Genomic DNA, 12,531 nt, shown 5'->3' with positions numbered 1-12,531 from the left:
AACTTATGGTACGGTTGGTTGTTCAATTATCACTTCTCCGAGTAGGAGGGGGGTGATAATAAGTGAGTGAAATTGCGTTGTTACTGCAAGGTGGACTGTTTCTCATTGCATTGTTAACGTTTATTGTCGTCTTAATTGACAAGCTCAAAAAATAACAACCCACCTATGCCGATAGAATGTGGGTTGTTGTGTTTGTACGAAACAAATAGGATAAATGAACAATCCAATCTGCTAAGTTATGTGGACTAGTGTGTAGCCGCACACTAGTCTTTTTTATTTATATACAGTTTTTAATTGTTTTATGTGATTGTATTATTCTTTTCATACTCATTATAACACAGTGTCTTTTCATGAAGAAAGGAGACCGTATGTTCTTATGTGGATTAAATAGAACGTGTAGTTTCTTTAAATAGCCCATCCATATACTGTTTTAAACTTTCCACAAAAAATCCTTTTTTGTCTACATTATTTACGCCGACAATTGGTGATGAAAGATTGTATCTTTTTTCTGATAAATGAACAACAACATCAAAAATATCAAATAGGCGAATGAAGCAGAACAGACCGTCTTTATCACTAAGTAAAATAAAGTAATGGTTTTCACTCGTTGTATTTAATGTATTCCATAAAGAGCTTTTGCTTAAGTCACGAACGATACTCTTTTCCTTTAATTCCATAAAATCGGCATTTAATAGAATGGTAGAAATATCAATCGCATCTGGATCGTCAAAGTAGCCATCAATTGTTTGTACAGCAAAAGTATAAGCCATTTTTAATACACTCATTTTATATTTACGGTTATCTAATAGCAATTCACGTTGAATAGAACTAGCTACTTTTGTTACGCGCTCTTCTTTCCAGATTTCATTATGTAATGAAATATCGTGCTTTTTACATAGTTTCATAATTAATGCATTGGAATAAAGTATCTCATCACTTACTTCGACTACATCTGTCTCAGCGGCTGCTAGCTCCTCACCATGTTCATTCGTATAGAGAGGGGAGTCGATTTGTTTTTTCATTTGCTCAATCTTAAATTGACTTAGTTTATGCCTAATTAAAGGACGGTCAATATTTGTTGTCATATGTTCATGACAGGAATCACAAATTGAGTTTGTGAAATAATATCCACATAATATCTCTGGAATGACATATTGTTCACTAAGTTCTTTCGTATCTTTTCTGCAAATGATGCATTGTGTCATATTTATCACCTTTACCTGCAAATTTGTCTGTAATCTCATTGTAGTGTATTTAATGGGATTTTGGAATATTGTAAAGGAAAATATTATGTGAAATCTAAGTTTAATTTGGTACAATGAAGAGAAGTGCTAGTTTAAAGGAGGACGTTTTTTTGAAATCGAAAGTGCACTTTTGGACATTAGAAGTGCTGATGGTTGTAGGAATTATATTTATTTGCACAAAAATATCGTTTCTATTTCAACCGATTGGTATCTTCATATCAACATTATTTTTCCCAATTTTAATCGCGTTATTTTTATACTTCATATTTAATCCATTGTTAGTCTTTTTGGAGAATAAAAAAGTACCTAGAGGTTTAGCGATTTTACTACTGTATCTTTTTATCATCACATTAACTGGAGTTGCTATTGGAGTAGTTGTTCCAACCATCTCACAACAGCTAATGGATTTAGTGAAAAACATGCCGACTTATATAAAAGAGGGAAAAGTATACATACAAGATCTATCCCATCATAGATTATTTGAATGGCTATCTACACAAAACTACGTTTCCATTGAGACAATTGAGAAAAATGCAATTGAATACTTAAAGGAAATACCAAACACACTTACGTCGAGTGCAACGGCTTTATTTGGTATTATCACGAACGTGGCGTTAGTTATCTTTACAGTACCGTTTATTTTATTTTATATGTTTAAAGATGGACATGCATTTCCAGGGAAAGCTGTTAGTGTATTACCAGAGTCTTACCGTGAAGAAGGACTTCGTATCATAAAGGAAACGAACGAAACATTATCTGCATATATTCAAGGTCAAGCGCTCGTTTGTATGTTTATTGGTGCCTTTACATTTACTGGTTATTTAATCATCGGTTTACCGTATGCTTTCGTTTTAGGAATTATCGCAGCATTTACAAATATAATTCCGAACTTAGGTCCATTTATCGGAGCAGCACCAGCTGTCATTATAGGTCTGTTCGTATCTCCGATGCAAGCTTTGTACGTAATTATTATAGTAACAATCGTACAACAGTTTGAAAGTAACATCATTTCACCGCGTATTATGAGTTCAAAATTAAATATCCATCCGTTAACAATTATCATCCTTATTTTAGGGGTAGGTAATTTCGCGGGAATTATCGGAATGATTTTAGCAGTACCAGCTTATGCGGTAACAAAAACGGTTGTTTCGAACTTAGTGAGATTGTTTAAGACGAAACGAAGTAAACGGAAATAGAATATGTTGAGAAAGATACACCGCTTAATAGTGGTGTATCTTTTGTTTTTTAGAGTGTATGAAATACGTATTATTATATATTTTTCACACATCAAATTAACTGCAGCACTTGTATAAATTATTCCTGTTAAACTACGTGGAATCCCTCTGAACTATCCAAATCATTTCTTTACACCGCGTCATTAACATCATAATCGACTCCTTTCATTTCTAATATAAGTTCAAACAATTATAGGTGAGTGTAGTACTTGCTTCTACGATCACGAATTTCATCTATAATCTTTTTATACTGTACCTCTTGTTGTACTTCATTTGCAGATATAGTTTCTTTTTGAATCGTAATGGTTAAAAAGAAAAGGTGAAACTTCATACATGAATTCCTCCTTTCGAATAGGAATTACAGGTGACTACAATAATGACTTTGTCGTTCTTTTACGTTGTCCATAGCCTGTTCAATTTGTCGGTCATGAAGCATATCAGACTCAGACAGTTTATTTTTTTGAATGGTAATAGTTAAAAATAATACTCTGAATTTCATTGGATATTACCCCTTTATAATTTATTTAGTAAAGACGATTGTAATAAGAGGACTGGCGCTCTTTCACATCATCCATAATATTTTTAATTTGTTGTTCACGTAAGATTTCAGCTTTAGTAAATTTTCGTTTTTGAATAGTGATAGTTAAAAAGAATGCTTTAAATTTCATTAAGATAATGCCCCTTTATAATTTATTTAGTAAAGACGATTGTAATAAGAGGACTGGCGCTCTTTCACTTCGTCCATAATGTTTTTGATATGTTGTTCACGTAAGATTTCAGCTTTTGAAGGTTTACGTTTTTGAATGGTAATCGTTAAAAAGAAAGCCTTAAATTTCATTAGGATATTACCCCTTTATAATTTATTTAGTAAAGACGATTGTAATAAGAGGACTGACGCTCTTTTACTCCGTCCATAATATTTTTAATTTGTTGTTCGCGAGAAAGTTCATCTTTTGAATGGTAATCGTTAAAAAGAAAGCTTTAAATTTCATTAGGATATTGCCCCTTTTAAAAAAAATTAATACATTTGTGTATAATACGAACTTTTAATGTCCGTTATTTTATCCATAGTTTGTTTTAATTGTTGTTTACGAAAGATTTCAGCTTCAGATAACGTTTTTTTCTGAAGTGCTGTCGTAAAAAAGAAAATATGAAAAGTCATAGACGAATTCCTCCTTTCGAAAAGGAATTACAGGAGATCACAATAAAGCACTTGGCGCTCCTTAACATCATTCATAGCTTTTGCAATTTGCTCATTATGAAGAATTTCAGCTTTGGAAAGTGTATTTCTTTGAATCGTAATACTTAAAAACAATACGCTAATAGTCATCGAATGTTGCTCCTTCCTTTAAAAAATAATGTAAGAGACTAAAAAATCGCACAAAAAATCGCACAAAAAAGCCACAGGAAGATATCGTTCTCCTACGGCTGGGCGTGAAAAAGCCACAGGAAAGTATACGACCTCCTGTGGCGAATTTATGAATTAATAGAAATAAAGTACGATTTTCAATTCTCCGTTAGGGTGGTCGAATTCATATTTAATTGTCCGAAAAACACAGGTGCAGTTAACAATAAAGTTAAAGCATGTAATTGTAATTTCATCATTTTCTTCGACCTCCTTTTAGAATGTTTTTCTTACGTTAGTAAGTATATACAATTAATGGATAATTGTAAACAGAAAAATTGAAAATTTTTAATTTTGATTAAAATGCGTATATTTTAAAGGGTTTTTAAGGGATACATTGTATAGATTGGATAATAAATAGAACTTGGGGGTGTCTAATGAACTATATGAATAGAATAGCAGGTGTTATGCTAACAATTTTTTTATTTGTTACTGCTTGTTCTAACGGAGGGAGAATAAAAGAAATATCAGATATTGGACCAGCGGATTTTAAGAAATATACGTGGACGTACGTTGGAAATAATTCTGATGTGTCTGCAATTGTTAAAAGTTTACCTGGTGGTGAAACAGTTCAAAGTATAAGCTTGAAAAATGAGAAAATTGCAGTGAAATACGGTGAAAAAAAGAACGATAAATTAACAGAAGATATGATTGAGACGTATTGGTTTGACGAAAAGGATACGATGAAAAAGAACTTTCTCTTTAATGCTATTTATCTTGCAATTTTAGTACCAAATGCGAAAGGGTATGAGTTTCAATTGGAAACTAAGAATTTTACACTGAAAAGAGAAGAACTCTTACCCATACTGTATAAAGAATTTAATGATTTTCCGAAAGGCGATCAAATATGGAATAAGGGAATCATAATGAACTTCTTTTATGGTAATTTAGAAAAAATAGTAGCGCTTGTTAATAATAAAAATTTCCGGAAACAATTCTTTGATGAACATCCTATACAGGAAACTAAGTGAGACGGTGGGGGAAAGATGGAGCTTGTTTATAAAATTTCTTATTTCAGAATGTATGATCATTATTTACCAAAGCTAACACAAGTAATAAAGTGTTTAAATGCGGAAGACTTGTGGAAAAGAGATGGTGAGGCTAATTCAATTGGAGGTATAGTATTACATATCTGCGAACATGTAAAAAGAAATACGATTCGTTACTCGAATCCAAATGTGAATTTTGAAAAGGGGATTGAAGAGTACTTTCCAAAGAAGGCATTAAATTCTGAAATGCTGCTGGAAATTGTAGAAAAAGTATTTCGTGAATGGGGAAACAGGTATATAAAAGCATGTAAAGGAAGAACCGATATTGATTTGCATAGCTTATTACACTTAGTCGAGCACACAAGTTATCATTTGGGGCAAGTAGTAGACCGAACGAAATCTTTAAAGCGAGAGAGGTTTAACTTTTGTCAAAATGGTATCAATGAAAAAGATTTGAGAACGAAGATTGAAAATACGGAAATTTTCAGAAGAGGGTCATTCATTATCGAATGATTCTCTTTTTTTATGAAAATTATGGTAAAAAATAAAGTGATGTGATATGGTTAGTTGCATAAGTAATGAACCTATGAACCTAAGGTGGTGAAATGGTGAAACCAACTCTGGAGCAAAATAAATTAATATACATACAAATTGCAGAAACTATTGAATCTGATATTTTAAAAGACATATTACTTGAAGAAGAACAAGTTCCATCGACAAATCAATTTGCTAAGATGCTACAAATTAACCCGGCAACTGCTGCGAAAGGGGTAAATCTATTAGTGGATGAGGGCATTTTATTTAAAAAGAGAGGGATTGGAATGTTTGTTGCAAGTGGTGCGAAGGAAGTCGTATTAAAGAAGCGGCAAAATGCTTTTATGACAGAGTATTTACCTAAAGTATGGGAAGAAGCAAAAGTATTAGAAATCTCTAAAGAAGAATTAATGGATATGATTCAAAAAATTACAAAGGAGGCGAAAGAGGAATGATTGCACTTGAAACGAAAAAATTGTCCAAAAAATATAAAAAGAAACTAGCTGTAAATGAAGTAACAATTTCATTGGAAGAGCATAAAATATATGGTTTGCTTGGAAGAAACGGAGCAGGGAAAACGACATTATTAAACATACTTGCTGGTCAAATTATTTCAAGTAGTGGAAGCGTAGCTGTATTTGGCGAAAATGTATTTGAAAATAGTAAAGCGATGCAAAATATTTGTTTCGTTAGAGTGAAAGAAGAAGCTCATTTAAGTTATAAAGTAAAAGAAATCTTTAAGATGTGTAGCATGTTTTATAAAAATTGGGATGGAAAGTATGCTGAAGAACTTGCAGATAAATTTCAGCTTAATATGACAGAGAAATACCATAAACTATCACATGGCATGCAAACAGTCGTAGGAATTATTCAAGGACTAGCAAGTAGGGCACCAATTACTATTTTTGATGAGCCGACTACCGGTTTAGATGCAGCACATCGAGAGTTGTTTTATAGTTTGCTATTAGAAGATTATGGTGAGTATCCCCGAACAATTATATTATCAACACATTTAGTAGAAGAAGTAACCCATGTAATTGAAGATGTAATCATCATAAAAGAAGGAAGACTAGTTGTTCAATCATCAGTGGAAGATATATTACAACAGGGGCATATAATTTCAGGACAAAAAGATAAGGTAGATGCATTTTCGATTAATAAAAAAGTTATAAATCGAGAAGTTTATGGAAATAAGGGCATTGCTGTTATATGGGAAGAACTTACTAATGAAGATTATTACTCTCTTGAAAAAGAAGGATTAGTAGTTGATAAAATTACATTACAAAAACTATTTATTCATATAACTGGTGGTGAAGTGAAATGACGATGTTAATGAAGCAGTTGAAGTTACATATAAATTTTCATTATAATGCATTTATTATATTTTGGATTGCAGCATTACTTATAAAAGGAATAACAAGTGCAATGGATTTAAAAGGAATAAAGGAAGGATTTTTACAACATATTTTAAGTAATCCTTCGATTGTAATTATATTTTTTATAGTAGTAAGCTCTTTCATTATACAGGATGATCTGTTTCGTTTAGCTGTTTCGTTTGGAGTAACGAGGTTAGAGTTTTTCATTGGATCAGTTTGCTATATTATATTACAGGCTGCGGTTTTCTCATTCCTTCAAGTGATTCTTTTACAAAATACATTGTACAGTACAACAAATACTAGTCTAGGAGAACACTCAGTAGAACAGTTTATTGTACAACTATTATTGTATGCTACAATAGCAACTTTCTTTCAAGTAGCAGTAGTAATTAAGAAACGGTTTAAGTGGATTGGTCTTATGGTAGGAGGAACACTTTTTATATCATTGAATAGTGTGCTTTATGGTGAAGTAGGAATACAGGATTTAAATTCTACATCTAATCTATCTTTAATAGATATTCCATATTTTACTGCCATTTCAATTGGATTAACTGTCGTCTATATCTTGACTAGCGGTATATTCATTCGAAAAGTATCATTTGAGTAAACGATTTAAAGTGTAATTAAATATATACTTTGGGAGAAGAGGAAAAATAAATGGGAGATACATCTTCACTAATAACAGTCTTTTTATGCGTAGCACTGCTAATTTTTTGGCGACGATATCGTTCTATGTATAAGCCGATAAAGGGAAAGGGAAAACGTATTTTGTGGCCATTACTATTTTTAACACCGGGTATTTTATTGTTTTTTGGCCCAGTACATCCAGCTATATTACAAGTGACTATAGCGGCATCCATTGGGGTGATTTTCGCAATCCCACTTATATTTCTAACAAACTATGAGCGAAGAGAAGACGGAAACATTTATACGAAAAAAAGTGCTGCCTTTTTAATTACTTTTATCGGAATTGTTATTTTAAGATATAGTTCAAGACAATATATTGTTGGCTTAGATCCGCAAACAATAGGCTTATTATTTTACGTTGTTGCGGTGTCTTATATTATTCCGTGGAGGATTGCTTGTTATATAAAGTTTAGGAAAGTTTGGCGGGAAAATAATAATCATGCTATATGAAAACTTCTCATTTGAGAAGTTTTTTATTTTTCTATGTAAGTGAAATAACTTGTTGAAGTGCAAGCTACCATGCAATATGATAAATATAAAAAATTGAGGAGAGTGGAGGATATAAAAATGCGTACAATTTTACTTTTTCTAAATAACATGTCTACTGATGAGATAGAAAGTATTCGAGAAATACACGACCCTTTATTTGGTTTAATTCCTCCCCACATAACAAGTGTATTTCCTTTTGAAAGTAATATTTCAAATGATGAATTGAAATCACATATTTCGAATATGTCAAAAGGGATAGGTACAATTGAGATTAAGTTTGCAAGTGGTGTAACTAGTATAGGAGACTATTTGTTTTTAGGAGTTGAAAAGGGTAAAGAACAAATAGAAAAACTACATGATAAATTGTATACAGGCCCCTTATTACGATTTTTGAAAAGAGACATTCCGTACATACCGCATGTAACAGTCGGAAGAGAAAGTAGCCCTGAGTTAGCAACTGAAATAGCGAAGGAGATTCCTAGTTTTCATGAGAAGTTGAACTGTGTAATCAATAGGATTAGTGTGGAACGAATTGGTGAGAATGGAGAATCAATTATTGAATTTGAAGTACCATTGCAAAAAAGCTGACAAAAGTCAGCTTTTTTATTGCGTACCATGAAGTAAAGCACCAATCGCACCACTATAACCGCCGTCTTGTAAAAAGACTGGTATTTTGTTTTGATATTCTGTATAGCTACTTATAATATTTTGAAGATGTACGTTATTACATAGAGTAGAACCGATGTAAATGATATGGTCAATATTTTTCGCTTCGGCGAATTGAAGGCTTAATGCGGTGATGACTTCACCGACAAGTCCTTGAACGGTAGCTAGTATATCTGAACTACTATAATTTGAATCTGTAATGGTCGCTTTTCCGAAATTGCTAGCAGTTAAGTTATTATCAATAGGGGAGAGAATCCCGCCATAAATATCTCCAACTGTAATATCTAGACTTTTTCTTGAACCAATTTTCGTAAGCGGAATCACATCTTCAAAATGATCTATATTTGTTAATAGTTTTGAAAGACCCATAATAGTACCACCGCCAACTCCAGTTCCACCAGCGCGAACGTATTGCTTGTCGTGAACGTAGTGAATGGAAGTACCTGTACCGATATTTGTTAATACAAAGTTGTTTATAGCAAGTTTTTCTTCTTTTAGTATGTATCGTACTCCAGCTAAAGTAGCTTCAAACTCGTTTAACTCTACTATTTCATATGAACCTGAAAGTAGTTGTTCTAACTGTTTAGCTTTACCACCTGTAATGCATAATTGTGTAATTGAATTATTATTATGAAGCCATTCTTTAATTCTTTCTTGTTCATATGAATAAAATTTTTCAAAAACTAATCTGTTCATTTCGTTAAAGTAAGCAATTTTTGTTAATGTTCCCCCAGCATCAATACCAACAACATTCCGCATTTTTCTACTCCTTACTATGTAATATGTTTAATCAGCTTGATATATTAATAGCTTTTCAATGGTAACGATTGATTGATCGTTTACAGAGGCAATTCCTTTCCCAAGAATAAAACCTCGTCTGTTACGTGTTAATTCATAATGTAAGTCAAGTTTATCACCAGGATACGCATTTTCATGAAATACCACCCCGTCTAAAGAGGAGAGGAAACCAAGTCCTTCAGATTCATCTATACTTACAAAAGCACTAAGTTGAGCCAGTGCTTCTACAATTAGCATATGAGGCATATAGTTTTGATTGTTATTAATAAACCACTCGTTATTTGTGATCAGTTTGTATCCTGTAGCTGATTGAGATTCTTTAACATTTGTAATTTTATCGATCATTAAAAATGGATAGCGATGGGGAAGAGTATCTTTAATATTCATATCGTACCTCCAGGAATAATAATACCCCTGCTAAAGTTAAGCAGGGGAGTTATTATTAATTTTTAACTAATTCTTCTATTTTTTCAATAGAGAAAATACCGCTATTTTTAATGTTTTCAACTGCTTCTTGTAATACTACTTTATCTTGAACAAGTGCAATACGTACAAAGCCTTCGCCGTGAGGACCAAATGCATGGCCTGGTGTGACAACGACATTTGCACGATCCATAAGTGCATAAGCGAAATCTAGAGAAGTCCATCCTCTCGGAACTTCAGCCCAAACGAACATACTTCCAGCTGGTTTATCGACATTCCAGCCAAACGTTCGGAATCCATCAACTAAAGTATCTCTACGCTCTTGGTAAATAGCACGGTTTTTCTCACAAAACGCAGCACCGTTTCGTAATGCAGCGGATGCAGCCTTTTGAATTGGTAAGAACACACCGTAATCTGTATTAGATTTAAATTGTGTAAGTGCACCGACAATTTCTTCATTACCAATCATATATCCAATACGGCTACCTGCTAAACTATAACTTTTTGATAAAGAGTTTATTTCTACACCAACTTCTTTTGCACCAGGTACAGATAAGAAGCTAATCGGCTTTTGGCCATCAAAATAAAATTCAGCATAAGCAAAATCATGGACAACGATAATATTATGTTTTTTCGCGAATGCGATTACCTCTTTAAAGAAATCTTCATGTGCCATTGCTGGAACTGGATTTCCAGGGAAGTTCAAAATCATAATCTTTGCTTTATTGGCGATTTCTTCAGGGATAACTTCTAAGTTAGGTAAGAAATCATTTTCTTTTTTTAATGGCATGTAGTAAGATGTTGCACCGGCCATTTGAATGCCTGTTTCATAAGCTGTATATCCTGGATCAGGAACTAATATTATATCTCCCGGATTTGCATAAACCATAGGTAAATGAACGAGTCCATCTTGTGAACCCATTAATAATAAAACTTCTTTTTCAGCATTTAATATAACGTTATGAGTGTTATTGTAATATTCAGTTACAGCTTCGTGAAATTCTTGAATACCAGTTAATGTGTATCCGTAGCTTTCTTTTTCACTTGCTGTATGTACCATAGCTTCTCTTACGAAATCAGCAGGAGGCATATCAGGATTCCCGATACTTAAATCAATCATTTTATGACCTGCTGCAATTTTCTCTTTTTTATAGGCCCCTAATTCACTAAATATAGAAGATTGGAATGCTTTCATTCTAGTTGCTAACGTGTAAGTCATTAAAACCCCTCCTAAAAACAGTGTTTTCTTTCTGCATTTTTAATTATTCTGAAAACACATGTTTATATTTTATCATTTTTTTATGAAAATTAAAACGATTGACAAATTTAGAGGGAGGATTTGTCTATGTTGAAAGAGGGCACTGTATATAGGCTAGAATGGTTAATTGAAATGTCTATTATATCTTTCTATACGGATTAGGGTGTTTTATAGTTTTTGTTAAGTATATCTCGCATGTTTTGAATGAAAAAGAATACGAAAACAAAGCCTAGTATTCCGCTAATCCAATAGTATGAATTTCCTGTCGTAAATTTTTCATAAAGTGAAAGGACATTCCATAGGGTTAGGATTACGGAACAAATTGTTGATATAAGTAATGAACTTAAACTTCTCATAATAAGCACCTCACATTGAGTTTATTTAGATTATTAAATAACGATACATTCAAATTAAAATATTTAAAAGAGGGAAATGTTTTTGAGAAAGCTTTCTAAAGTAAAATAACGCAGAAAATATTTCCTGCGTCTCATCTGAAATGTAATCATTTCTTTTTATATGTACATAATTTTTCGGCTGTCAAAAAGTATACATTTAATTTATCATCGACAACCTTTAAAGTTTGATCCGATGTAAATGAGTTACCATAATCAATGTGATATACATTAGAATTTTTGACAAATGAACCTTTATATAAATCCTCTTTTTTATTGGTTGTTTGCATTTCCACTAAATTGTGAACAACCTTTTCTTTCTTTTCTTCTTTTACAACTGTTTCAAATTTATAATACACAGGGCATTCACCTTTTTTATTATCAATGACTTCCCAAGAGTCGTATATATCATTATTGCTACATCCACTAAGTAGAACGATTAATATAGGGAAAATAAGTAGAAACTTTTTCATTGTGTACTCCTTTCTTATTATTTTTTATAAACGTGCGAATACAATAAGAATATTGTAATGAATAAAGTTTAAATTTTTATAAAGAATTAATAAATTTCACATAAAAATTTGGAAAAGGGTGGGATTTCAAAATGAAAAGGCATGAATCTAGTGTAATACCAGATTCATGCCTAGAACTCTATCTTATGTTATGTCTTTTGAGGATAAATGAAGCGGAAAGAAGAATGACAATTCCATTTACAACATACATATTTGCAATAATGAAGGCTAGGTTAGCTGCGCCAAATCCACCTTTATCGAATATGGTAGCGAATGCTGTAGTAGTCAAAAAGATAATGGGAGTTAACAGTAAGAATAAGAAACCTGCAACAATCCTTCTTTTAAAGTTATTTTGAGATAGGGAAATGACTAAAAAATTAAGGGCGCCAAACATAACGAATGAAAACAGAAGGGTAATTAATAATTGCATACCAGCAGACATTTCCACAGCTCCTTTTTGAAGAATCTATAATTTATTGTATTCGAAAGTAGTAGGGGATACTCCTTTAAAAATTGGAACTAT

The 12,531-nt window shown here is 32.3% G+C and carries 22 protein-coding genes and 1 pseudogene; 9 read left to right on the top strand and 14 right to left on the bottom strand.

Going from position 1 to position 12,531, the window contains the following annotated elements:
- Window positions 1–62: 62 nt before the first annotated feature.
- Window positions 63–155: a putative holin-like toxin gene (locus tag KPL75_RS01125; RefSeq protein WP_001289318.1), complete on the top strand. Its 93-nt coding sequence runs from the start codon at window positions 63–65 to the stop codon at window positions 153–155.
- 228 nt (window positions 156–383) lie between these two features.
- Here the strand turns inward: KPL75_RS01125 and KPL75_RS01120 are convergent, their stop codons facing one another.
- Window positions 384–1,205, bottom strand: coding sequence for an HNH endonuclease (locus tag KPL75_RS01120; RefSeq protein ID WP_219919066.1), 822 nt, complete (start codon window positions 1,203–1,205; stop codon window positions 384–386).
- Between the two features lie 149 nt (window positions 1,206–1,354).
- Here KPL75_RS01120 and KPL75_RS01115 point away from each other — a divergent pair, with 149 nt between their 5' ends.
- Window positions 1,355–2,440 carry an AI-2E family transporter gene (locus KPL75_RS01115; protein ID WP_000837889.1) on the top strand — a complete coding sequence of 362 codons (1,086 nt, stop codon included), beginning with the start codon at window positions 1,355–1,357 and terminating at the stop codon, window positions 2,438–2,440.
- Window positions 2,441–2,669: 229 nt separating this feature from the next.
- Here KPL75_RS01115 and KPL75_RS01110 read toward each other — a convergent pair whose 3' ends face one another.
- The 7 genes and pseudogenes from KPL75_RS01110 to KPL75_RS01080 form a co-directional block, all read right to left on the bottom strand.
- Window positions 2,670–2,810 (bottom strand): YrzI family small protein, encoded by a 141-nt coding sequence (locus KPL75_RS01110; RefSeq protein ID WP_002110425.1) that lies wholly within the window; start codon window positions 2,808–2,810, stop codon window positions 2,670–2,672.
- Window positions 2,811–2,837: 27 nt separating this feature from the next.
- Window positions 2,838–2,978 carry a YrzI family small protein gene (locus KPL75_RS01105; protein ID WP_002147207.1) on the bottom strand — a complete coding sequence of 47 codons (141 nt, stop codon included), beginning with the start codon at window positions 2,976–2,978 and terminating at the stop codon, window positions 2,838–2,840.
- Window positions 2,979–3,003: 25 nt separating this feature from the next.
- Window positions 3,004–3,147, bottom strand: coding sequence for a YrzI family small protein (locus KPL75_RS01100; RefSeq protein WP_219919065.1), 144 nt, complete (start codon window positions 3,145–3,147; stop codon window positions 3,004–3,006).
- 26 nt (window positions 3,148–3,173) lie between these two features.
- Entirely contained in the window at window positions 3,174–3,317 is a 144-nt protein-coding gene (locus KPL75_RS01095) for a YrzI family small protein (RefSeq protein WP_219919064.1), read from the bottom strand.
- A 26-nt stretch (window positions 3,318–3,343) separates the two neighbouring features.
- A pseudogene (locus tag KPL75_RS01090) lies at window positions 3,344–3,471 on the bottom strand (YrzI family small protein).
- A gap of 26 nt (window positions 3,472–3,497) precedes the next feature.
- Entirely contained in the window at window positions 3,498–3,641 is a 144-nt protein-coding gene (locus KPL75_RS01085; RefSeq protein WP_000142704.1) for a YrzI family small protein, read from the bottom strand.
- Between the two features lie 27 nt (window positions 3,642–3,668).
- Window positions 3,669–3,809 (bottom strand): YrzI family small protein, encoded by a 141-nt coding sequence (locus KPL75_RS01080; protein WP_219919063.1) that lies wholly within the window; start codon window positions 3,807–3,809, stop codon window positions 3,669–3,671.
- A 452-nt stretch (window positions 3,810–4,261) separates the two neighbouring features.
- Between KPL75_RS01080 and KPL75_RS01075 the strand changes: the two genes are divergently transcribed.
- The 7 genes from KPL75_RS01075 to KPL75_RS01045 all read left to right on the top strand — a co-directional run bounded on the left by KPL75_RS01075 (window position 4,262) and on the right by KPL75_RS01045 (window position 8,547).
- Entirely contained in the window at window positions 4,262–4,855 is a 594-nt protein-coding gene (locus KPL75_RS01075; RefSeq protein ID WP_219919062.1) for a DUF4825 domain-containing protein, read from the top strand.
- Between the two features lie 15 nt (window positions 4,856–4,870).
- On the top strand, window positions 4,871–5,386 hold the full coding sequence (locus tag KPL75_RS01070) for a DinB family protein (protein WP_002147220.1): 516 nt from the start codon (window positions 4,871–4,873) through the stop codon (window positions 5,384–5,386).
- A 95-nt stretch (window positions 5,387–5,481) separates the two neighbouring features.
- Complete coding sequence (locus KPL75_RS01065) at window positions 5,482–5,862, top strand: GntR family transcriptional regulator (RefSeq protein ID WP_219921048.1); 381 nt, start codon at window positions 5,482–5,484, stop codon at window positions 5,860–5,862.
- Window positions 5,859–6,731: an ABC transporter ATP-binding protein gene (locus KPL75_RS01060; RefSeq protein WP_219919061.1), complete on the top strand. Its 873-nt coding sequence runs from the start codon at window positions 5,859–5,861 to the stop codon at window positions 6,729–6,731. The genes KPL75_RS01065 and KPL75_RS01060 overlap by 4 nt, the downstream gene beginning before the upstream one ends.
- Complete coding sequence (locus KPL75_RS01055; RefSeq protein WP_219919060.1) at window positions 6,728–7,390, top strand: DUF4052 family protein; 663 nt, start codon at window positions 6,728–6,730, stop codon at window positions 7,388–7,390. The genes KPL75_RS01060 and KPL75_RS01055 overlap by 4 nt, the downstream gene beginning before the upstream one ends.
- A 50-nt stretch (window positions 7,391–7,440) precedes the next feature.
- The gene (locus KPL75_RS01050; protein ID WP_219919059.1) at window positions 7,441–7,920 is read left to right on the top strand and encodes a CcdC family protein; all 480 of its coding nucleotides are present in this window, start codon (window positions 7,441–7,443) and stop codon (window positions 7,918–7,920) included.
- Between the two features lie 117 nt (window positions 7,921–8,037).
- A complete protein-coding gene (locus KPL75_RS01045) occupies window positions 8,038–8,547 on the top strand; it encodes a 2'-5' RNA ligase family protein (RefSeq protein ID WP_219919058.1) in 510 nt (169 codons plus the stop codon).
- A 15-nt stretch (window positions 8,548–8,562) separates the two neighbouring features.
- Here KPL75_RS01045 and coaW read toward each other — a convergent pair whose 3' ends face one another.
- The 6 genes from coaW to KPL75_RS01020 all read right to left on the bottom strand — a co-directional run bounded on the left by coaW (window position 8,563) and on the right by KPL75_RS01020 (window position 12,450).
- Window positions 8,563–9,384 (bottom strand): type II pantothenate kinase, encoded by an 822-nt coding sequence (coaW, locus tag KPL75_RS01040; RefSeq protein ID WP_219919057.1) that lies wholly within the window; start codon window positions 9,382–9,384, stop codon window positions 8,563–8,565.
- A 27-nt stretch (window positions 9,385–9,411) separates the two neighbouring features.
- Window positions 9,412–9,810, bottom strand: coding sequence for a 3-hydroxyacyl-ACP dehydratase FabZ family protein (locus KPL75_RS01035; RefSeq protein ID WP_219919056.1), 399 nt, complete (start codon window positions 9,808–9,810; stop codon window positions 9,412–9,414).
- Between the two features lie 55 nt (window positions 9,811–9,865).
- Window positions 9,866–11,065 (bottom strand): LL-diaminopimelate aminotransferase, encoded by a 1,200-nt coding sequence (locus KPL75_RS01030; RefSeq protein WP_219919055.1) that lies wholly within the window; start codon window positions 11,063–11,065, stop codon window positions 9,866–9,868.
- Window positions 11,066–11,262: 197 nt separating this feature from the next.
- Window positions 11,263–11,460, bottom strand: coding sequence for a hypothetical protein (locus tag KPL75_RS27780; RefSeq protein ID WP_002147229.1), 198 nt, complete (start codon window positions 11,458–11,460; stop codon window positions 11,263–11,265).
- A gap of 146 nt (window positions 11,461–11,606) precedes the next feature.
- A complete protein-coding gene (locus KPL75_RS01025; protein WP_219919054.1) occupies window positions 11,607–11,969 on the bottom strand; it encodes a hypothetical protein in 363 nt (120 codons plus the stop codon).
- Window positions 11,970–12,147: 178 nt separating this feature from the next.
- Window positions 12,148–12,450, bottom strand: coding sequence for a hypothetical protein (locus KPL75_RS01020; protein WP_219919053.1), 303 nt, complete (start codon window positions 12,448–12,450; stop codon window positions 12,148–12,150).
- Window positions 12,451–12,531: the final 81 nt, after the last annotated feature.

It is taken from the genome of Bacillus sp. NP247 (genome assembly GCF_018966865.1).
Classification (GTDB): Bacteria; Bacillota; Bacilli; order Bacillales; family Bacillaceae_G; genus Bacillus_A.
The sequence above is the reverse complement of the archived record's forward strand: the minus strand, read 5'-3'. Positions and strand labels throughout refer to the sequence as shown.

Bases quoted from the DNA above. Each gene is read 5' to 3' on its own strand.
- KPL75_RS01120 (WP_219919066.1), bottom strand. From the start codon at position 1,205: ATGACACAATGCATCATTTGCAGAAAAGATACGAAAGAACTTAGTGAA.
- KPL75_RS01110 (WP_002110425.1), bottom strand. From the start codon at position 2,810: ATGAAGTTTCACCTTTTCTTTTTAACCATTACGATTCAAAAAGAAACT.
- KPL75_RS01105 (WP_002147207.1), bottom strand. From the start codon at position 2,978: ATGAAATTCAGAGTATTATTTTTAACTATTACCATTCAAAAAAATAAA.
- KPL75_RS01100 (WP_219919065.1), bottom strand. From the start codon at position 3,147: ATGAAATTTAAAGCATTCTTTTTAACTATCACTATTCAAAAACGAAAA.
- KPL75_RS01095 (WP_219919064.1), bottom strand. From the start codon at position 3,317: ATGAAATTTAAGGCTTTCTTTTTAACGATTACCATTCAAAAACGTAAA.
- KPL75_RS01085 (WP_000142704.1), bottom strand. From the start codon at position 3,641: ATGACTTTTCATATTTTCTTTTTTACGACAGCACTTCAGAAAAAAACG.
- KPL75_RS01080 (WP_219919063.1), bottom strand. From the start codon at position 3,809: ATGACTATTAGCGTATTGTTTTTAAGTATTACGATTCAAAGAAATACA.
- KPL75_RS01075 (WP_219919062.1), top strand. From the start codon at position 4,262: ATGAACTATATGAATAGAATAGCAGGTGTTATGCTAACAATTTTTTTA.
- KPL75_RS01070 (WP_002147220.1), top strand. From the start codon at position 4,871: ATGGAGCTTGTTTATAAAATTTCTTATTTCAGAATGTATGATCATTAT.
- KPL75_RS01060 (WP_219919061.1), top strand. From the start codon at position 5,859: ATGATTGCACTTGAAACGAAAAAATTGTCCAAAAAATATAAAAAGAAA.
- KPL75_RS01055 (WP_219919060.1), top strand. From the start codon at position 6,728: ATGACGATGTTAATGAAGCAGTTGAAGTTACATATAAATTTTCATTAT.
- KPL75_RS01050 (WP_219919059.1), top strand. From the start codon at position 7,441: ATGGGAGATACATCTTCACTAATAACAGTCTTTTTATGCGTAGCACTG.
- KPL75_RS01045 (WP_219919058.1), top strand. From the start codon at position 8,038: ATGCGTACAATTTTACTTTTTCTAAATAACATGTCTACTGATGAGATA.
- coaW (WP_219919057.1), bottom strand. From the start codon at position 9,384: ATGCGGAATGTTGTTGGTATTGATGCTGGGGGAACATTAACAAAAATT.
- KPL75_RS01035 (WP_219919056.1), bottom strand. From the start codon at position 9,810: ATGAATATTAAAGATACTCTTCCCCATCGCTATCCATTTTTAATGATC.
- KPL75_RS01030 (WP_219919055.1), bottom strand. From the start codon at position 11,065: ATGACTTACACGTTAGCAACTAGAATGAAAGCATTCCAATCTTCTATA.
- KPL75_RS27780 (WP_002147229.1), bottom strand. From the start codon at position 11,460: ATGAGAAGTTTAAGTTCATTACTTATATCAACAATTTGTTCCGTAATC.
- KPL75_RS01025 (WP_219919054.1), bottom strand. From the start codon at position 11,969: ATGAAAAAGTTTCTACTTATTTTCCCTATATTAATCGTTCTACTTAGT.
- KPL75_RS01020 (WP_219919053.1), bottom strand. From the start codon at position 12,450: ATGTCTGCTGGTATGCAATTATTAATTACCCTTCTGTTTTCATTCGTT.